General features: G+C 42.1%; 18 protein-coding genes and 1 riboswitch. Of the genes, 6 read left to right on the top strand and 12 right to left on the bottom strand.

From position 1 onward, the window contains the following. Positions 1–19: 19 nt before the first annotated feature. The 6 genes from thiI to ACYQ0N_RS13195 form a co-directional block, all read right to left on the bottom strand. On the bottom strand, positions 20–1,198 hold the full coding sequence (gene thiI / locus ACYQ0N_RS13170) for a tRNA uracil 4-sulfurtransferase ThiI (protein WP_177532056.1): 1,179 nt from the start codon (positions 1,196–1,198) through the stop codon (positions 20–22). 16 nt (positions 1,199–1,214) lie between these two features. Continuing rightward, a complete protein-coding gene (locus ACYQ0N_RS13175; protein ID WP_460162964.1) occupies positions 1,215–1,421 on the bottom strand; it encodes a helix-turn-helix transcriptional regulator in 207 nt (68 codons plus the stop codon). Between the two features lie 14 nt (positions 1,422–1,435). Continuing rightward, positions 1,436–1,741 (bottom strand): DUF6442 family protein, encoded by a 306-nt coding sequence (locus ACYQ0N_RS13180; RefSeq protein WP_460162965.1) that lies wholly within the window; start codon positions 1,739–1,741, stop codon positions 1,436–1,438. 102 nt (positions 1,742–1,843) lie between these two features. Next, positions 1,844–2,980 (bottom strand): cysteine desulfurase family protein, encoded by a 1,137-nt coding sequence (locus ACYQ0N_RS13185; RefSeq protein ID WP_177531994.1) that lies wholly within the window; start codon positions 2,978–2,980, stop codon positions 1,844–1,846. Positions 2,981–3,112: 132 nt separating this feature from the next. After that, positions 3,113–4,957 (bottom strand): glycosyl hydrolase, encoded by a 1,845-nt coding sequence (locus ACYQ0N_RS13190; protein WP_460162966.1) that lies wholly within the window; start codon positions 4,955–4,957, stop codon positions 3,113–3,115. A 211-nt stretch (positions 4,958–5,168) separates the two neighbouring features. After that, positions 5,169–6,110: a hypothetical protein gene (locus ACYQ0N_RS13195; RefSeq protein ID WP_460162967.1), complete on the bottom strand. Its 942-nt coding sequence runs from the start codon at positions 6,108–6,110 to the stop codon at positions 5,169–5,171. Positions 6,111–6,328: 218 nt separating this feature from the next. Beyond that, positions 6,329–6,445, top strand: a riboswitch (FMN riboswitch). Between the two features lie 101 nt (positions 6,446–6,546). On the opposite strand from ACYQ0N_RS13195, the gene ribD reads away from it, so the two are divergent. The 5 genes from ribD to ACYQ0N_RS13220 all read left to right on the top strand — a co-directional run bounded on the left by ribD (position 6,547) and on the right by ACYQ0N_RS13220 (position 10,741). Next, the gene (gene ribD / locus ACYQ0N_RS13200; RefSeq protein WP_460162968.1) at positions 6,547–7,632 is read left to right on the top strand and encodes a bifunctional diaminohydroxyphosphoribosylaminopyrimidine deaminase/5-amino-6-(5-phosphoribosylamino)uracil reductase RibD; all 1,086 of its coding nucleotides are present in this window, start codon (positions 6,547–6,549) and stop codon (positions 7,630–7,632) included. Further along, the gene (locus tag ACYQ0N_RS13205; protein ID WP_177532057.1) at positions 7,632–8,288 is read left to right on the top strand and encodes a riboflavin synthase; all 657 of its coding nucleotides are present in this window, start codon (positions 7,632–7,634) and stop codon (positions 8,286–8,288) included. The genes ribD and ACYQ0N_RS13205 overlap by 1 nt, the downstream gene beginning before the upstream one ends. A 93-nt stretch (positions 8,289–8,381) precedes the next feature. Beyond that, complete coding sequence (locus ACYQ0N_RS13210; RefSeq protein WP_177531998.1) at positions 8,382–9,581, top strand: bifunctional 3,4-dihydroxy-2-butanone-4-phosphate synthase/GTP cyclohydrolase II; 1,200 nt, start codon at positions 8,382–8,384, stop codon at positions 9,579–9,581. Between the two features lie 18 nt (positions 9,582–9,599). Then, positions 9,600–10,067, top strand: a complete 468-nt coding sequence (ribH, locus tag ACYQ0N_RS13215) for a 6,7-dimethyl-8-ribityllumazine synthase (RefSeq protein ID WP_177531999.1) — start codon at positions 9,600–9,602, stop codon at positions 10,065–10,067. Beyond that, complete coding sequence (locus ACYQ0N_RS13220) at positions 10,067–10,741, top strand: HAD family hydrolase (RefSeq protein ID WP_460162969.1); 675 nt, start codon at positions 10,067–10,069, stop codon at positions 10,739–10,741. The genes ribH and ACYQ0N_RS13220 overlap by 1 nt, the downstream gene beginning before the upstream one ends. 31 nt (positions 10,742–10,772) lie before the next feature. On the opposite strand, the gene nifU is transcribed toward ACYQ0N_RS13220, so the two are convergent. The 6 genes from nifU to ACYQ0N_RS13250 all read right to left on the bottom strand — a co-directional run bounded on the left by nifU (position 10,773) and on the right by ACYQ0N_RS13250 (position 16,713). Beyond that, positions 10,773–11,195, bottom strand: coding sequence for a Fe-S cluster assembly scaffold protein NifU (nifU, locus tag ACYQ0N_RS13225; protein ID WP_177532001.1), 423 nt, complete (start codon positions 11,193–11,195; stop codon positions 10,773–10,775). An 87-nt stretch (positions 11,196–11,282) separates the two neighbouring features. After that, positions 11,283–12,470, bottom strand: a complete 1,188-nt coding sequence (gene nifS, locus ACYQ0N_RS13230) for a cysteine desulfurase NifS (protein ID WP_460162970.1) — start codon at positions 12,468–12,470, stop codon at positions 11,283–11,285. Between the two features lie 24 nt (positions 12,471–12,494). Next, the gene (gene rnhA / locus ACYQ0N_RS13235; RefSeq protein WP_177532058.1) at positions 12,495–12,932 is read right to left on the bottom strand and encodes a ribonuclease HI; all 438 of its coding nucleotides are present in this window, start codon (positions 12,930–12,932) and stop codon (positions 12,495–12,497) included. Between the two features lie 139 nt (positions 12,933–13,071). Beyond that, positions 13,072–14,346 carry an adenylosuccinate synthase gene (locus tag ACYQ0N_RS13240; RefSeq protein WP_177532003.1) on the bottom strand — a complete coding sequence of 425 codons (1,275 nt, stop codon included), beginning with the start codon at positions 14,344–14,346 and terminating at the stop codon, positions 13,072–13,074. 153 nt (positions 14,347–14,499) lie between these two features. Beyond that, positions 14,500–16,116, bottom strand: coding sequence for a leucine-rich repeat protein (locus ACYQ0N_RS13245; protein WP_460162971.1), 1,617 nt, complete (start codon positions 16,114–16,116; stop codon positions 14,500–14,502). 213 nt (positions 16,117–16,329) lie between these two features. Continuing rightward, entirely contained in the window at positions 16,330–16,713 is a 384-nt protein-coding gene (locus tag ACYQ0N_RS13250) for a putative ABC transporter permease (protein ID WP_177532005.1), read from the bottom strand. 163 nt (positions 16,714–16,876) lie between these two features. On the opposite strand from ACYQ0N_RS13250, the gene malQ reads away from it, so the two are divergent. After that, positions 16,877–18,352, top strand: coding sequence for a 4-alpha-glucanotransferase (gene malQ / locus ACYQ0N_RS13255; RefSeq protein ID WP_460162972.1), 1,476 nt, complete (start codon positions 16,877–16,879; stop codon positions 18,350–18,352). Positions 18,353–18,359: the final 7 nt, after the last annotated feature.

Here is an 18,359-nt window from a genome sequence, read left to right on the forward strand (position 1 = left end):
TAACTTTTTATTCTAATAATCAAAATTCAAGATTAAATATTTTGAGCTCCGTATCATTTACCGCCTTGTCTACAAGCTCGGAAAAGTCGAATCCGTTCTGAGCGTTTTCAACATCCGAAAGCAGCGGTCTGACCTTTGGATGACGCGGAGTAAAGACAGTGCAGCAATCCTCGTAAGGCTGAATTGATATGTCGAAAGTATCTATTTTTCTGGCAGTTTCGACAATTTCAGTCTTATCCATTCCGATAAGCGGTCTGAAAACGGGTATCCTGCACACTGCATCGGTACACGCTATTGCGTTCATAGTCTGACTTGCAACCTGTCCTACGCTTTCACCGGTTATCAAAGCAAGGCATTTTTCCCTTTCTGATATCCTCTGAGCAATCTCCATCATCAGCCTTCTCATTATTATTGTGAAAAACTCCTCGGGGCAATGATTTTTTATAGCCTCCTGTATTTCAGTAAACGGAACGCAGAAAAAGGCTATGCTTCCGCAGTAATCGGTCAGTCTTTCACATAACTGCTCTACCTTTAACCTTGCTCTTTCAGAAGTATAAGGAGGGCTGACATAATGAACAGCGGATATATGTACTCCTCTCTTTGCAAGCATATATCCCGCCACCGGACTATCTATCCCTCCGGAAAGCAGCAGCATAGCATGACCGCTTGTTCCAACCGGAAGGCCGCCGGCTCCTTTAATGTTTTCCCCGTGGACATAAGCCTTGCTGTCACGGATTTCCACAGTAACCGTTACCTCCGGATTATTAACGTCCACCTTAAGATTGTCAAATCTGGAAAGAAGAGCGCCCCCGAGCTCACGACAGATTTCAGGCGATTTCATAGGAAAGCTCTTATCCGCTCTTTTGGCCGTCACCTTAAAGGTAGAAGCATAGCTAAGTGCCTCTTCCAGATATTCAAGACTAACTCTTTTTATATCGTCAAACTGCTTTTCACAAACGGCAGCCCGGCAGAGCGCCGCTATACCGAAAACCTTTTTAAGCCGATCCACAGCTTCGTCAGTATCGTATTTCTCTTCGTAAGGATCAATAAAAATCGTCGACTGAGCCCTTGTTATATTTGTTTTGCCGAGATCTTTCAGACGTCTTTTTATATTTTTAACGAGAACATCCTCAAAAGTCCTCTTATTGAGGCCCTTCAGAGCCATTTCTCCGTATTTCACCAAAATAATTTCCTTCATCCCTTTATCATCTCCGTTATTCAAAATAAAAAAGCTCCTCGAAACGCTTTTCAAGAGCCACGCAAATTAATAAGGCGAGCTTCGCGCTCGGACAAAATTGATTATTCTCTATTGAGCTTATTGTCTGACGGGATACCCCGACCATTTCCGCCAATTCTCCCTGTGAAACCTTTTTTTCCGCCCTGACGGCTTTAAGGCGGTTTTGCAGCGTTAACGCCTCCATTTTAACCCCTCCCGTCAGAAATCAAGAATAAACAGCACGACCCAGCAGATAAGCGAGGCGGACGCCGCCAATCCGAAGATCAAATCGTTTTTTCTTTTAAGCTTCGCAAATCTGTAAAGCTTATCGGAAGCGCAGTAGGCCATAGCCATTATACAGTAAGGATAAGGAGAAACGCCCTTTATAATACTGTAGCAGATAAAAAATATGCATATCAGACATACTATTATCCCTGAAAAATTCAAAGCGTCAAGATATATTTTCTGCTCTCTCTCATCAGGACCTTCCTCACGGCCTCTTTTCAATATTTCTTCCTTGTCCATAACAGTTCCTTTCAGGCGCCGGCGCATTTAAATCATAGAAATATAATATCATATCCGCAGGTATATGTCAAGCATACTTGTCATACAATTTTTACCGGGATTTTATTTATAATGTATCAGTTTTTTTTGCGCTTCTTCAATCGCGTCGGCCAGCGTCATAAGCTCCTCCTCAGTGTTACAGAAAGACAGACTTATTCTTAACGCCGAATCTGACAAACGAGAATTCAAACCGAATTCGGTTAAAACGCCGCTTTGCGTTCCCTTTGAACAGGCGGAACCGCTTGATACATAAATCCCCTTGGACTCAAGATAATGAAGCATTATTTCCGAACGTATTCCGGGAACGGATAAATTTATTATATAAGGAGAGCAGTCGTCGCCGGAATTAACAACAACTCCGTCTATAAGCAAAACTCGCTTTATAAATGCGTTTTTCAGATTGACGATTTCCGAATATCTTTTATCCGCCGTACCGCTCAGCGACTTTACGGCTGCTCCGAACGCGGCAATCATCGGAACATTTTCTGTTCCCGGGCGAAAGCCTTTTTCCTGCCCGCCGCCGAAAAGCAATCCCGAAAGATGAAGACCTTTCTTTACATAAAGGGCTCCTGCTCCCTTACAGCCGTATATCTTATGCGCGCTCATAGATATCAAATCGGCATTCAGCGATTTCATGCGCAGCGGCAGCTTCATAAAGCCCTGCACTGCGTCGCAATGAGTCAGACATTGGGGGAATTTCCTTTTAACAGCCGAAAATACGCTGACTGCCGGCAGTATATAGCCTGTTTCGTTATTAACCATCATCATACTGACAAGACATGTTGTTTCGTCAACGGCGCCGACAATTTCTTCGCAGGATATTTTTCCGGAACTATCCGGCGAGATCCTAACGATTTCAAACCCCTGCTTTTCAAGCTCGTTCATCGCGGCTTTAACCGACGCATGCTCGACCGACGTCGTCACGATTCTGGGACGTCGCTTTCCGAACGACCTTGCAGCGCCGAAAATAGCCGCATTATTGCTTTCAGTGGCGCCAGAGGTAAAATAAACGCACTCTGTTGGACAGCTTAACTCCCTTGCAATAATTTTTCTTGCCTCATCTATTGCAATCTGGGCTTTCAACCCCCTGGCGTGTAAGGACGAAGGGTTTCCGTAATTATCCGTCATACAGTCAAGCGCCGCTTCAACTGCCTCGCTGCAAGGCTTTGTGGTAGCGGCGTTATCAAGATATATCTCCATTTAAATCATTCCGTTTCTATTGAATTAATGCTATTATAACATAAATAACTGTTTTTTTCAATTGATATAAATACAAAAAGCATATAACGAAACAAAAAACGGCGGTATAAACCGCCGTTTTAAAATGCAGACTTAAACGCCCTTATAATAGGTAAGCTCAACGTCCATTCCCACAAGATACTCATGAAGAAGTACCAGATCCGCAATCGTTATGCTTCCGTCGCCGTTTGTATCGGCAGCAGACGCTTCAATTACATCAGGGATATCTTTAAGAAGCATGCTTCTTAAAGCCGCGGCGTCGAACACATTAATAACCTCGTCGGCCTTGACGTCTCCGGGAATAAATCCTAATGGATTTTCCGTTGTTTCCTCGGTAGATTCTGTAGGCTTTTCATCTGCTTTATAATTTTTCCAATCCGGAAGCTCACTGAGGGTAACGCAGAAATCGCTCTGATATGTCGTCTTTAAGGTGTCAAAATTATTGTAGCGCTGACTGTCGGACAAGAAATTATCCGTACCGTTGTCATACCAGATACAGAAATAGAGCCAGTAAGCCTTTTCTATAAGCATATTATCAACGCTTGGTACCGAGTCGTTTTCAGACATAGCCACAAGCTTTTTATTATTCGTAAGATTTACAAGATTATAAAATGTACCGGATATTGCGTCCTCATTCGGAACGCCTGAAAGCCCGTCGGTCCTGTTATATACCGTATTGTATTTATCATACGCCACAATATCAACCCACTCGTCTCCGGGATACCATTCAGGCGACGAGGAATAAGTATAGCTGTTATATTCCCAGATAAGGTTATGAAGTCCGTAGGTTTCTGTAAGCTCGGTATAAAGCTGCTTCCAAAGAGCCTTGTAAGCCTCTGCTCCGTCCTGTCCCCACCAGAACCATGCGGCGCCGGGATTTCCCTCCGCTTCATGATAAGGTCTGAAAATTACGGGTACTCCCGCTTCCTGCACCTTAATAAGCTGCTCGGCAATATCCTCAATAGCCAGCATTATATACTCGTATTCCTTTGTTCCCTTGACAACGGCATTTTCAACGCTGAATGTATCGTTGGGTTTATATGAGCATTTACTCCAATCAACCGCTTCGCCGACCTCATAGCTTGTAAAATCATTCGGAAGATTTATATGCCAGCATACTGTCGGAATACCGTTTCTATCGTTTGCCCATTCAATTATTCGCTCCGTAGAGCCGTCGTCCCAGCCGTAAAGAGGATTATAGTTCATCATATCAAAGCCTCTTATAGCAGGATAATCTCCGAAATTTTTCTTGATCCACTCAAATTCGGTTTCATAACCTAATAACTCGTCGCCGCTGTAACCATTTGGACTGTCCTCAGTATGTCCTCCGCCGTATATCTCCTGCTGACCGGAGATTATATTCTTGCCGTAAACGTCGCAGAGATAATTCATTAATCCCTGAGCTTCCTTTGTCGCATTTGGGTCGGATAGCGTCGGATCTATATTCAGCTCCGGCAAGACCGCTTTTTTTACGGTAATAGTATCAAACGCGGCATATCCGTATTTCGTAAGAAGCTCTATAGTATTTACGCCCTTGTTCAATCTGAATATTCCAAAGCTCTTGTCAGTCCACGTATCGGCATACGGAAAATCGACCATATTCTCAGCGCCGTTTATTGAAATAGTCTGCATTCTCGAACCCTGGTCAAGTATCTGAACATATCTCGTATTGATCTCGTACATGCCGTCCTCCGGAGCCGTAACCTCAAACCTCATTGTTCCACCGGTCAGGTAAACGAATCCTTCACCCGAGTATCCCGGGAGCTGCTTGTCATAAATAGAAGTCCAGACATCAAGTCCGTCAAGCTCAAGATTTTCACATTCATCATCAAAAATCACGTCTGTTTCCGCCGCTCCCGCCGGGACTGCGGAAGCCATTGCGGACAGCATCATCGCCGCAGTCACAGCCGACGCGATTTTTTTAATTATTTTCAGCATTTTGCAATTCCTCCTCATATACATATTACGAATATTTCTCTTTATAAATTATAACCCCTAATCTCCGAATTGTCAATATTAATATAATAATTTATACTCCACATTATCAAATAGTTAAATTTCAACAAAAAGACTTATTATATATTATTGAATTTGACGTTTATACAATAAAAGACGCTTTATTTTATAAAGCGTCTTTAAGAATTTTATTTTATTGAATTCCATGAGAAATATCGTTATATTCGTAATCCTCATAATCATTAATATCAAAGGTCTTTATTTCGGGATTACCGTCAAACTCTATTTCAGTCAGTCGGCAGTAAGCTTCTATGCCGCCGTCCTCTGCATACCCTTCATAGTCCATAATAACTCCGGTTATTTTATCGACTGTAAATTTAAAATTATATACGCCTAATTTTTCTCTGGCGTAATCGCTTGTATATCCTTTAATAACAACGCAGTCTCTGCCCAGTAAAGCTGTCTCCCCGTCGATTTCCCACATATCCTCGACAGTCATAAAATTAAAAATAATATCCTGCGCAAAAAGAGCCTCGCTGGCAGTTCTCGTATTTGTCGGGTCGGCTCTGTGAGCATAGGTATTGATTCCGTCGGCGCCAAGCGTTATGCGCTCGTTATTTGGAATAGGGGCTGCATATTCCCTTTTGCATGAACCAAGACTATACAGAATTGATTTGTTTTCAGATGAAACTTCTATAATCGAATCGTCAGAAGATGTGTAAATTTCAGAAATATTTCCATCAGGCTGATAGGATTTTTCATAACAATCGGCTGTTACAAGATTACATGCAAAATCAGCCGTTGTCACCCCATTACGTCTTAAAATTTCTACATGCCCTTCCGCCGTATCAAAATAATCAATACTATTGAGCATTTTGTAGAATATATCATATTTTGCGATTTCCTCGTTATCTGTTACGGCAGCCAAAGCAATCTCGCTGCCGGAGCTTTGATTCTGTTCAAGACGTCCGATTATATCCTGAAAATTTTCAGTTGAAAGCATTGCCGCTCCGTTTTCAGCTGTTTTAGGAATATCAGGCACAGGGCTTTTATCAGCGTTAGCACAGACAATTCCCACGCCCAGAACGCCGACTGCGCTCAAGGAAATAATTGACGCCAAAACTTTTTTGTTCATATTGATCTCCCCTTAATTTAATACGACGGTTATATAAATTACTTATTTATTGTTAGCAAAAATCGCATAATTCATCGTGATAATATTATTTCTATAAAATATTATATAATAAAGAAAATAAATGTCAATATTTAAATTGTAAACTTTTTATGAACAAGCTTTCTGTAAAATTCCCTATTGACAAACCGCTTAGGCAATGCTACAATAATATAAAATATAATAATCTTCGGGGCAGGGTGATAATTCCCTACCGGCAGTTAAAGTCTGCGAGCTAAAAAGCATGATCCGGTGTAATTCCGGAACCGACAGTAAAGTCTGGATGAAAGAAGATAAAAGCAGAACAATGTCCCTGAAATATTTATTTCAGGGATTAATTATTTACCCTAAAGCGCTCCGTATATAATCGGGGCGTCTTTTTGTTGAGAAGGCGGTGTCTATGAAAAAGGAAGATTATATGAAAGCCGCTCTGAACGAGGCTGTCAAAGGCTTGGGATTTACTAATCCAAATCCAATGGTCGGCGCTGTAATCGTAAAGGACGGCAGAATCATAAGCCGCGGCTACCATCGGCGATACGGAGAGCTTCACGCCGAACGAAACGCGATAAACAACTGTAAGGATAACTTAAACGGCTCGGAAATTTACGTTACTCTGGAGCCATGCTGCCATTACGGTAAAACTCCTCCATGCACAGAAGCTATTATTCAAAGCGGTATTAAAAAAGTATTCATAGGCTCAGAGGATCCCAACCCGCTTGTTGCAGGAAAAGGAGCAGAAACGCTTAGAAAACACGGAATATATGTGGAATCGGGGATTTTAAAAAAAGAGTGCGACAGGATAAACGATGTTTTCTTTCATTATATTACCTATAAAACTCCTTTTGTGGTAATGAAATATGCCATGACAGCCGACGGTAAAATCGCCTGCTACAACGGAGAATCTAAATGGATAACCGGAGAAAGGGCAAGAGAAAACGTACAGAAAAGCCGGCTGAGGTATTCGGCTGTAATGGTGGGGGCGGGAACTGTAATTGCGGACGATCCTATGCTGACCTGCCGACTTGAAAACGGAAGAAATCCGATTCGTATTATATGCGACAGCAGGCTTAGAATACCCGCCGACTGCAATATCGTTAAAACCGCCGATAAGGTCAGAACTATTATAGCATGTCTTGAAACAGCGAAAAACGCGGAAATTTACCAAAAATACGGCGTTGAAATTCTCAGAACAGGCGAAAGGGACGGTCGAGTCGATCTCAAAGAGCTTGTCGTTAGACTTGGAGAAATGAAAATTGACAGTATACTGCTGGAGGGCGGATCGGAGCTTAATTACAGCGCTATGAAGGCGGGAATTGTAAATAAAGTTCAGGCATATATTTCTCCGAAAATATTCGGAGGAAAAAACGCGCCCTCTCCTGTAAGCGGATTAGGCGTAAGCAGTCCGGCGGACGCCTTTATGCTGCATAATCCCAGCATAAGCCGATTTGGAGAGGATATTCTGATCGAATGGAGGATTATGGACTGATGTTTACGGGAATAATTGAAGAAATAGGAAAAATTTCGTCTATAAAAAGAGGCGCGGGAGAATCCAGACTTGTTATCAGCGGTAATATTATTTTTGACGACCTTAAAATCGGCGACAGCGTCGCTGTAAACGGAGTTTGTCTTACGGCGGCCGAAATAAGCGGCAGAACCTTCGCTGCCGACGTTATGAACGAAACCTTTAACCGATCCTCCCTTTCCGACCTCAAAACGGGCAGTCCGGTAAATCTTGAAAGAGCAATGGCGGCCGGCGGAAGATTCGGAGGTCATATAGTCGCCGGACATGTGGACGGAACCGGTACCGTTACGGAAATAAAAAACGACGGTATCGCAGTCTGGTATAAAATAGCGGCAGAAAGCTTTGTGCTTAGATATATCGTCGAAAAAGGTTCGGTTTCCATTGACGGAATCAGTCTTACCGTCGCGGCGGTAACGGATAAGGATTTCAGCGTGTCAGTTATTCCGCATACCGCCCGTGAAACAATACTTTCAAATAAAAAATGCGGAGACAGGGTAAATATTGAAAATGATATGATAGGAAAATATGTTGAAAAGCTTACAGGATGTCCGGATATTAAGAATAAGCGTATTACGGACAGCAATATTACAGCAGATTTTTTGATTAAAAACGGTTTTTAAATAGTAAATAAGCGGTTGAAAGCTTAACGGAAAATATAATGCCTTAATTTAAAGGAAAAACGTATTTTTTAATTCTATATAGGAGGAAGCGTAATGTTTGAATTCAATACGGTCGACGAAGCCCTTGAGGACTTGCGTCAGGGAAAGCTTATTCTTGTAACTGACGACGAGGACAGAGAAAACGAGGGCGATCTTATATGCGCGGCGGAATTTGCAACAACCGATAACGTCAACTTTATGGCGGCACATGCAAAGGGACTTATTTGTATGCCTATGAGCCTGGAATACGTTAAAAAGCTAAAGCTGCCCCAGATGGTAGACGACAACACCGACAATCATGAAACGGCCTTTACTGTTTCTATAGATCATATCAGCGCTACGACAGGAATATCCGCTGCGGAGCGCTCCGTAACCGCAATGAAATGTACCGACGATAACGCCAGACCGGAGGACTTCAGACGTCCGGGACACATGTTTCCATTGCTTGCAAGGAAAAACGGCGTTTTAGAACGAAACGGACACACTGAAGCCACAGTCGATCTTATGAAGCTTGCCGGACTAAAGCCATGCGGTCTCTGCTGTGAAATAATGCGCGACGACGGAACTATGATGAGGACGCCGGAGCTTATTGAAATGTCTGAAAAATACGGTCTTAAGTTTATTACAATTAAAGCTATACAGCAATACAGAAAGGTAAACGATAAACTTGTAGAATGTGCCGCAATAACGAGAATGCCGACAAAATACGGTAATTTCAAGGCTTACGGATATGTAAACAAGCTAAACGGCGAGCATCATGTGGCGCTTGTTAAGGGGAATATCGGCGACGGCGAGGGTATCCTTTGCAGGGTGCATTCCGAATGTCTTACAGGCGACGCGTTCGGCTCCGTACGCTGCGACTGCGGGCAGCAATTTGCAGCGGCTATGACGCAGATAGAAAAGGAGGGCAGAGGAATCCTGCTTTATCTTCGTCAGGAAGGCAGAGGAATAGGACTTATAAACAAGCTGCGCGCATACGAGCTTCAGGATAAGGGAATGGACACCTGCGAGGCCAATCTTGCTCTTGGGTTCGACGAGGATCTCAGAGAGTATTATATAGGAGCACAGATACTTCGTGATTTAGGCGTAAAATCCCTCCGTCTGCTTACCAATAATCCCCAAAAGATAGAAGGGTTATCGGATTTCGGACTTTCTATTAAAGAACGTGTTCCGATACAGATGGAAGCAACCGAATTTGACGAATTCTATCTGAAAACAAAGCAGAAAAAAATGGGCCATATATTAAATTATTAATAAAGGAGTATAATAAAAATGAGCGTATTTGAAGGTAAGGTAGTATCGGAAAACATAAAAATAGGGATAGTTGCGGCAAGATTCAATGAGTTTATAACCTCTAAGCTATTAAGCGGCGCTATCGACGGTCTTGAAAGGCATAACGTCGCAAAGAATGATATAGACGTAGCATGGGTACCGGGAGCATTTGAAATTCCTCTTATTGCAAAAAAGATGGCTGAAAGCGGAAAATATGACGCCGTCATATGCTTAGGAGCCGTAATCAGAGGAGCTACCTCTCATTATGATTATGTCTGCAACGAGGTTTCAAAGGGCGTAGCCTCTGTTTCTCTTTCCTCAGGCATACCGGTAATGTTCGGAGTTGTAACTACGGAAAACATTGAACAGGCAATTGAGCGCGCCGGTACAAAGGCAGGAAACAAGGGATATGACTGTGCGCTGGGCGCTATAGAAATGGTAAATCTAATAAGGGAAATTAATAAATAATGGCTAATATAATTCTGGATTACGACGGCACAATCCATGACTGTGCAAAAATATATGTTCCGGCTTTTTACACCGGATATAAATATCTCACCGACAGAGGTCTGGCTCCCGTTCATGAATACGGCTACAATGAAGTAAGCGGCTATCTGGGTTATTCGGTTAATGAGATGTGGAACAGATTCATGCCAGAGCTTGAGCGTTCTCACAGAGATAAATGCGGTAAAATTATAAGCGAAGAAATGCTTAAAATGATAGCTGACGGAAAATCAGTTCTGTACAGCGGAGCGGAAAAAGCGCTTCAAGAGCTTAAAAGTTCAGGACACGCCTTGATATTCCTCAGCAATTGTATGCATGATTATATGGAAGCTCACCGAAAGGTTCACTGTCTTGACAGGTTTTACAGCGGCTATTACTGCACCGAGGATTTCGGATTCATATCAAAGCCGGAAATCTTCACTCATATTCAGCAAAAGTACGACGGCGAATTTATTATCGTAGGCGACAGATTTCTTGATCTCGAGACAGCTAAAAAATTCTCTCTCAAATCCATTGGCTGCAATTACGGCTACGGAGAAAAGGGAGAGCTTGATAGCGCCGATATAACAGTTGAAAGTATTACGGAAATACCGAACGCGGTAGAATCAATCTTAAAAAAAGACTCCCGGACTAAATAAATCCGGGAGTTATCTTTTTTTCAGTATTATATTAATGACAATGTTCGCATTCGCCGATTTCGCCTACGATAGGCACAGGATCCACGCCCTGTCTTGAATAATAATCTGAAAGAGCCGATTTTATTGCCTGTTCCGCCAACACCGAGCAATGCAGCTTGACTGCCGGAAGACCGTCCAGCGCCTCCACTACGGCCTTGTTTGTAAGCTTGAGAGCGTCGTCAATCGGCTTGCCCTTTATAAGCTCTGTAGCCATAGAAGACGTAGCGACAGCGGCGCCGCAGCCGAAGGTTTTGAACTTGACGTCTGAAATTACGCCGTTATCAACCTTTATATACATTTTCATAATATCGCCGCATTTAGCGTTTCCTACTTCGCCGACTCCGTCGGCATTTTCGATTTCTCCGACGTTTCTCGGATTTGAGAAATGATCCAGAACCTTTTCACTGTATAGCATTTTAAAATTCCTCCTTAAAATCAAAACCTGACGAATGTAATATTCCGTTCGAAAATACGGAATATATACGTATTACAATATATAACGTTAAACTGTTTCTTCCCCGCATATTCTTTCCCAGAGCGGCGACATTTCACGAAGACGTTTTACAACCTTCGGAACGACCTCCAGAATATAGTCAACATCCTCGTACGTAGTTTCTTCATTAATAGAAAGCCTGAGAGATCCATGAGCCACCTCGTGCTTTAATCCCAGTGAAAGCAGAACATGGGACGGATCCAGCGAACCTGAGGTACACGCCGATCCCGAAGAAGCGCAGATTCCGTTCATATCCAGCATAAGCAGCAGGCTTTCGCCTTCTATTCCCTCTATTGAAACGTTGACGGTTCCGGGAAGTCTTTTCACACGATCGCCGTTAAGACGAGTCCTCGGAAGCTTTAAAAGTCCGTCAATCAGTCTGTCGCGCAGCCTTGACGTTTTTTCCGCTCTTTCCTCTATATCCGTATTGGCAAGCTCCATTGCTTTTGCAAGTCCCATTATTGCCGGTATATTTTCCGTTCCCGCGCGCCTGTTTCTCTCCTGAGCGCCTCCGAATATAAGATTAGTCATAGGTATGCCCTTTCTTACATAAAGCGCTCCTATTCCCTTCTGCGCATGTATCTTATGTCCGGAAATGGAGAGCATATCAATTCCCTGAGCATGAACGTCTATTTTAACGTGTCCCACAGCCTGAACTGCGTCAGTATGGAAAATAACGTTCTTTTCACGGCAGATTGCGGCGATCTCCTCAATAGGCTGTATCGTTCCTATCTCATTATTGGCGTACATAATAGTCACAAGCGCCGTATCCTCGCGGATTGCGTTTCTTACGTCCTCCGTTTTAACAATACCGTTTTCGTAAACCGGTAAGTAAGTCACCTCAAACCCCAGCTTTTCAAGCGCCTGACAGGTATGAAGTACCGCATGGTGCTCGAAAACGGAAGTTACTATATGTTTTTGACCCTTTGCCGCAAGTCTCTCGCAGACAGACCTTATCGCCCAGTTATCAGATTCTGAACCGCAGCTTGTAAAATATATTTCCGACGGCTGCGCTCCGATTGAAGCGGCAATTGATTCTCTTGCGGTTTCAAGAGCCTTTTTTGCATTTCTGCCAAGAGCGTATATGCTTGAAGCGTTTCCGTATTCCTCTGTAAAGTACGGCAGCATAGCTTCAAGAACAGGCTCGGATACTTTTGTCGTAGCGGCGTTATCCGCATAAATAAATCTTTTTTCCATATGCAAGTCCCCTGCTTTATATATTTATGAATGTATATCCCGCTGTTCAACAGCAAGACGATCGCATCTCTCGTTTTCGGGATGTCCGGCATGTCCCTTTACCCAAACAAATTCTACCTTGTGCTTTTCCAGCAGCGGCAAGAGCTTTTCCCAAAGGTCGACGTTCAGCGCGGGCTTTTTATCAGATTTTATCCATCCCCTTTTTTTCCAGCCGTAAACCCAGCCTTTGGTTACGCTGTCTACAACATATCTGCTGTCGGTTGTAAGAGTAACCTCGCACGGATATTTTAAAGCCTCCAAACCGCGTATAACGCCGGTAAGCTCCATTCGGTTATTTGTCGTTTCCCGTTCCCCGCCGGAAAGCTCCTTTATATGCTCTCCGCAGCGAAGAACGACGCCGTATCCGCCTGGTCCCGGATTTCCGCTGCAAGCCCCGTCTGTAAAAATCTCAACCTTTTTTATGTCGTTCACCTGCCGAATTTTAATTTACGAATATTATTATAACTCATTTTTTTCATTTTAGCAAATTTGTTAGCTCATGATAACAAAATATTTTCAAAAAAATCTGCGGCATTTAAGCCGCAGACATATCAATATAAAATTATCTTTCGATTATCTGACTTCTGTCCGGACCAACGCCGATCATCGCGATCCTGCACTCGCAAAGCCGTTCCAGACGTTCAATATATCTGCGGCAGGTTTCCGGTAGTTCTTCAAAGCTGCGGCAGCCGGTGATATCCTCATCAAATCCCTCGGCTTCCTCATAGATCGGTTCACATCCGCTTAATTCTTCAAGAGTCGGCGGAAAATCGCTTATAACGTTTCCGTCCGGCTTTTTGTAGCCCACGCAGATTTTAAGAGTCCCCAAACCGCAGAGAGTGTCGAGCTTATTTATAGCGAGACCGTCAAGACCGTTTACTCTAACCGAATGCTTTACTATAACAGCGTCAAACCAGCCTGTTCTTCTGGGACGTCCCGTAGTTGTGCCGAACTCTCCTCCGACATTTCTGATTTTATCTCCGGTTTCATCGTCAAGCTCCGTAGGGAACGGTCCTTTTCCGACTCTTGTTGTATACGCCTTAGCAACGCCGATGATATTTGAAATCATTCTCGGTCCCACTCCTGTGCCCACGCATACTCCGGCCGATAGAGGGTGGGAGGACGTTACGTAAGGATATGTTCCGAAATCTATATCCAGCAGAGTCGCCTGCGCTCCTTCAAACATTATAGTTTTACCGGCCTTATCGGCTTCATAGGTTAAAACAGATACGTCGCCGACATACGAGGCAAGCATTCTGCCGTATTCATTATATTCTTTTATTACAGCTTCGATATCCAGCGCTTCTCCGCCGTAAACATCTGTTATAATCTTATTTTTAAGCCTGCCCGTCGCTCTTGCCTTTTCAGCAAACACCTCGGGGTGAACCAAATCGTATACCCTTATGCCGCAGCGTTCATATTTATCCATATACGCCGGACCTATGCCGCGCTTTGTAGTGCCTATATCGGAATTTCCTCTGAAATCCTCTGAAAGACCGTCGAGAACAATATGCCACGGCATTACGACATGAGCTCTCGGATCTATTTTAAGGTTGCCTGTAGAAATTCCCCTCTCATGAAGAGAATTAAGCTCTCCGGTAAAATCCTTAGGATCCATGACTACTCCGGCGCCTATAAGACAAAGCTTGTCCGGGTAGAGAATACCGGACGGAATCAGATGAAGCTTATAAGTTTCACCGTTGTTTACGACGGTATGTCCGGCGTTGTTACCGCCCTGTGAACGAACTACGACATCGGCGCGAGAAGCAAGAATATCTATGATTTTACCCTTTCCCTCGTCGCCCCATTGAGTTCCGACAACAATATTAGCAGGCATTGATTTTCCCCTTTTCAATAAGTTTAGGTATGCCCGACAGCATACATTATGTATTATATCAGAAAAAAAGCTTTTTTTCAAGAGAAAACGACTTATTTTTAAGAATTATATAAAAATCCGCAGATATTAAAAACTGCGGACTAAATCAGTATATCATATTAACGTTCTTGCAATTTCAATAGCATCATACAAATCAACAGCATCGTTTCCTGTAAAATCGGCGAATTGCTTATCAGTTTCTGTAAAAGTTCTTATTTTCATGATATATTTGACAACTTCTATTGCGTCATAGAGGTCGATTAAATCGTTTTTTGAAATATCCCCCTGAACAAACAGTTTAAAATTATACCCGTATTTTTCCGCGTAAGCCTGAGCGGTTGAATTTTCATAACCATAGATTGTACCGTTGAAACAATTAAAAACTTCTCCGGTTTCTTCGTCAAATATCAAATTATTGAAAATCGTATCCGCTGAATCATATATTTCACATTCCGGATTTTTGATTAAAACTGTTTCCAGAACACTGCAATTCTTAAACGCACAATTATCAATTGACGCAACACTGCTTGGAATAGTTATATTGGTAAGACCGAAGCAGTTCCAGAATGCGCCGTTGCCGATTGAAACAACCGTTTCAGGAATTTTTATATCCATCAGTCTTTCACATTGATGAAATGTATAATGTCCTATTGATGTTATACCGTCGGAAAGCGTTATTTCCGCCAAATTATCGCATGTATGGAACGAACTGTCTCCAATATACTTAACACTATCCGGAATTTCTATTTCAGTAAGACCTTCACAGCTTAAAAAAGCTCCGTCGCAAATTTCCGTCACACTATTGGGTATTTCTATTTCAGTCAATTTATAGCATTTATAAAACGCTTCTTCTCCGATTTTTTTAACGTTAGAAGGTATATTTATATTTTCAAGATTCGTACAAAACCAGAATGCATAATTTCCAATACTTGTTATGCCGGCCGGCAATGTTATATCGGTCAATTCAGTATATTTATAAAACGCATTATTTCCGATTGATTTAACGGGAACGCCGTTAATTTCCGCAGGAACATTGATTACAGTCGCAGAGTGATCGCAATCAGTTATTTCTATACAATCATTGACGCCGTCATAATCGGAGTCCAGAATTATATAAGTAAAATTTTCAAAGGTATCGGTTTGATCAGAACCGAGCAAAGCAAACTTTCTTTCATATTTTTCCGCATAAGCCTGCGCGGTTGAATTTTGAATTCCATATATTGTGCCATTAAAAGAAAAATAACTTTCCGATTTATTATTATGGGTTATTGTGATTTCATTATCAAATATCTCACATTCCGGATTTTTGATTTTTATTTTTTCAAGAAGCGTACAAAGACAAAACGCTCCTTCTCCGATTGACGCGACGCTTTCGGGAATTGTTATTTCCTTCAAACTTCTACAGCCATAAAATGCATATTTATCGATCTTAACAACGCTGTCGGGAATTATCACGTTTTTCAAATTATTACAGCCGCCGAATGCGTATTGCTGAATTTCCGTAACGGGAACGCCGTCGATTTCCGCGGGAATCTCAACTTCTGTCACAGACTCATCGCAATTTGCTATTGTCAGATAGTCGTAAACGCCGTCTCCGTCAGAATCATAAGTATTATAAGTCAGACTTCCATATGTACCGTAAGCTACGGCAGTCAAAGGAATAACTGAAAACATACCTGCTAAAAATATTATTGCCGTAATCCTACTTATTATTTTATGTCTTATTTTCATAGAATAAACTCCCTTCCAGATAAAATATAGTTTACCACTAAAAGATAATATTGTCAATAGATTAATAAATGCACCAAACGTTTTAACGCCTTACTGAATTGAATTCAAAAAGAACCCGTCTTAAAAGACAGGTTCCTATAATTCATTTCATCTTAATTTGCAAATACTCTTGATAAATCATGCGGTTTGATGTTATAATATTAGCAATCGGTTTTATTCAAGCTTTTTTCTTATTATACCGCAGACAAATCCTGCCGGTATGCAAAGAAAGAACCATAAAACAGTAAAGGGCAGACAAATCTGCCCGAGTATATTAAAAGGCATATCGGAATAGTTCCAGACATTCCAGCCAAGAATTATATTGACTATCACCCCGACCGTAAATTCCACAGAAGTTATTATAAGAGAACCAAGTATGCACTTCTGCCAAAAGGGAACGCTTCTGAGACCGGTAAACATCTCATAAAGGATCGTCAGGATAATTCCGCCTGTAAGCGTCATTGTCCAGTGAGTAAATCCTCTGGCAGATATTTCCATAAGGCTGTATATAAAACATCCTGTTAAAAATACAAAAGCTCTTGTTCCGATTGTTTTCAAAATCCCGCCTCCTTTATATTATTTACAGATTTATTATGATTTTTCCGCAGAAAATTATACGCTTTAAAGGACGGCGCAGCTTCAAAATATTTTACCGTTATATAACTAAATAACGGTCCCAAGAAAACGCCGCTGAATTTTTCGCGGCAGAATGGAGATTATTATGAGAAAAAGCGGAATTCTTATGCACATTTCAAGCCTTCCCTCAGAATACGGTATTGGAAAAATGGGAAGTTCGGCTTATGATTTTGTTGATTTTCTTGTTCAGTCAGGAGTAAAATGCTGGCAGATACTGCCGCTTTCGCCTACAAGTTACGGAGATTCTCCTTATCAATCCTTTTCCGTATACGCCGGAAATCCCTATTTTATCGACTTTGACGCCTTAAAACAGGAAGGACTTCTGAAAAAATCGGATTATCAAAATATAAAATGGCAGGATAACCCTAATCAGGTCAATTACAGCCGGATTTACGAAAATTGCTATAAAGTACTTAAAATCGCATATAAAACATACCGCAGAGACATATCGAAGAAATACGGAAGCTTTGTTGAAAAAAACAAAGACTGGCTTGAGGATTATGCGCTGTTTATGGCTCTTAAATTCAAAAACGACGGAAAGCCTTGGTATGAATGGGACGAAAAGCTCGCATTCCGCGAACCTGCCGCAATAGAAAAGGCAAAGCAGGAACTAAAAAAGGATATAGAATTTTTCAAGTTCATACAGTATAAATTTTATAGACAATGGAGTAATCTGAAAAAATACGCTAACGATAAGGGTGTAGAAATAATCGGAGATATGCCTATTTATGTTTCCTACGACAGCGTCGAGGCATGGACTTATCCTGAGCTTTTCCTTTTCGACAGCAAGAAAAGACCTGTCGACGTCGCCGGATGTCCTCCCGACGAATACGCCTTAACCGGTCAGCTTTGGGGAAATCCTCTTTATGACTGGGAATATCACAGGAAAACAGAATATGAATGGTGGACAAAACGTCTGAAATTTTCCTCAGAAATATATGATATAGTAAGAATAGACCATTTCAGAGGCTTTGAAAGCTATTATGCTATCCCATACGGCAATGAAACCGCCGAAAAAGGCGAATGGCGCATGGGACCGGGCGTTGAGCTTTTCAAAACTGTTCAGGAAAAGCTCGGAAATCTAAGCATTATAGCAGAGGATCTCGGCTTTATTACCGACGATGTCCGTCGGATGCTAAACGAATTGGGTTATCCGGGTATGAAGGTAATGCAGTTTGCATTCGGAGAAGACAGCAAAAACGAACACCTTCCCCATAATTTTGAAACCTCTAACTGCATAGCGTATACCGGTACGCACGACAACGAAACTCTTAAGGGATGGGTAGGTTCGTCGGCCTCCGGCGCTCTGAAATACGCGATGACTTATTTCAATATAAAAAAGAAAAAGGATATTCCAAAGGGAATGATAAAAGCCGCATGGTCAAGCGTCGCGCGGATTGCCGTGGCTCAGATACAGGATTTCCTTGAAAGCGATCCGACGTCAAGAATGAATACGCCCTCTACTCTCGGAGGAAACTGGCAGTTCCGCACCAAGGAAGAGGATTTCAGCGAAAAGCTTTCCAAAAAAATACTTAAGCTGAATAAAATATATAACAGATAATAAAATT

Source organism: Ruminococcus sporogenes, from assembly GCF_054655175.1.

Bases quoted from the DNA above. Each gene is read 5' to 3' on its own strand.
- thiI (WP_177532056.1), bottom strand. From the start codon at position 1,198: ATGAAGGAAATTATTTTGGTGAAATACGGAGAAATGGCTCTGAAGGGC.
- ACYQ0N_RS13175 (WP_460162964.1), bottom strand. From the start codon at position 1,421: ATGGAGGCGTTAACGCTGCAAAACCGCCTTAAAGCCGTCAGGGCGGAA.
- ACYQ0N_RS13180 (WP_460162965.1), bottom strand. From the start codon at position 1,741: ATGGACAAGGAAGAAATATTGAAAAGAGGCCGTGAGGAAGGTCCTGAT.
- ACYQ0N_RS13185 (WP_177531994.1), bottom strand. From the start codon at position 2,980: ATGGAGATATATCTTGATAACGCCGCTACCACAAAGCCTTGCAGCGAG.
- ACYQ0N_RS13190 (WP_460162966.1), bottom strand. From the start codon at position 4,957: ATGCTGAAAATAATTAAAAAAATCGCGTCGGCTGTGACTGCGGCGATG.
- ACYQ0N_RS13195 (WP_460162967.1), bottom strand. From the start codon at position 6,110: ATGAACAAAAAAGTTTTGGCGTCAATTATTTCCTTGAGCGCAGTCGGC.
- ribD (WP_460162968.1), top strand. From the start codon at position 6,547: ATGAAAAAGGAAGATTATATGAAAGCCGCTCTGAACGAGGCTGTCAAA.
- ACYQ0N_RS13205 (WP_177532057.1), top strand. From the start codon at position 7,632: ATGTTTACGGGAATAATTGAAGAAATAGGAAAAATTTCGTCTATAAAA.
- ACYQ0N_RS13210 (WP_177531998.1), top strand. From the start codon at position 8,382: ATGTTTGAATTCAATACGGTCGACGAAGCCCTTGAGGACTTGCGTCAG.
- ribH (WP_177531999.1), top strand. From the start codon at position 9,600: ATGAGCGTATTTGAAGGTAAGGTAGTATCGGAAAACATAAAAATAGGG.
- ACYQ0N_RS13220 (WP_460162969.1), top strand. From the start codon at position 10,067: ATGGCTAATATAATTCTGGATTACGACGGCACAATCCATGACTGTGCA.
- nifU (WP_177532001.1), bottom strand. From the start codon at position 11,195: ATGCTATACAGTGAAAAGGTTCTGGATCATTTCTCAAATCCGAGAAAC.
- nifS (WP_460162970.1), bottom strand. From the start codon at position 12,470: ATGGAAAAAAGATTTATTTATGCGGATAACGCCGCTACGACAAAAGTA.
- ACYQ0N_RS13240 (WP_177532003.1), bottom strand. From the start codon at position 14,346: ATGCCTGCTAATATTGTTGTCGGAACTCAATGGGGCGACGAGGGAAAG.
- ACYQ0N_RS13245 (WP_460162971.1), bottom strand. From the start codon at position 16,116: ATGAAAATAAGACATAAAATAATAAGTAGGATTACGGCAATAATATTT.
- malQ (WP_460162972.1), top strand. From the start codon at position 16,877: ATGAGAAAAAGCGGAATTCTTATGCACATTTCAAGCCTTCCCTCAGAA.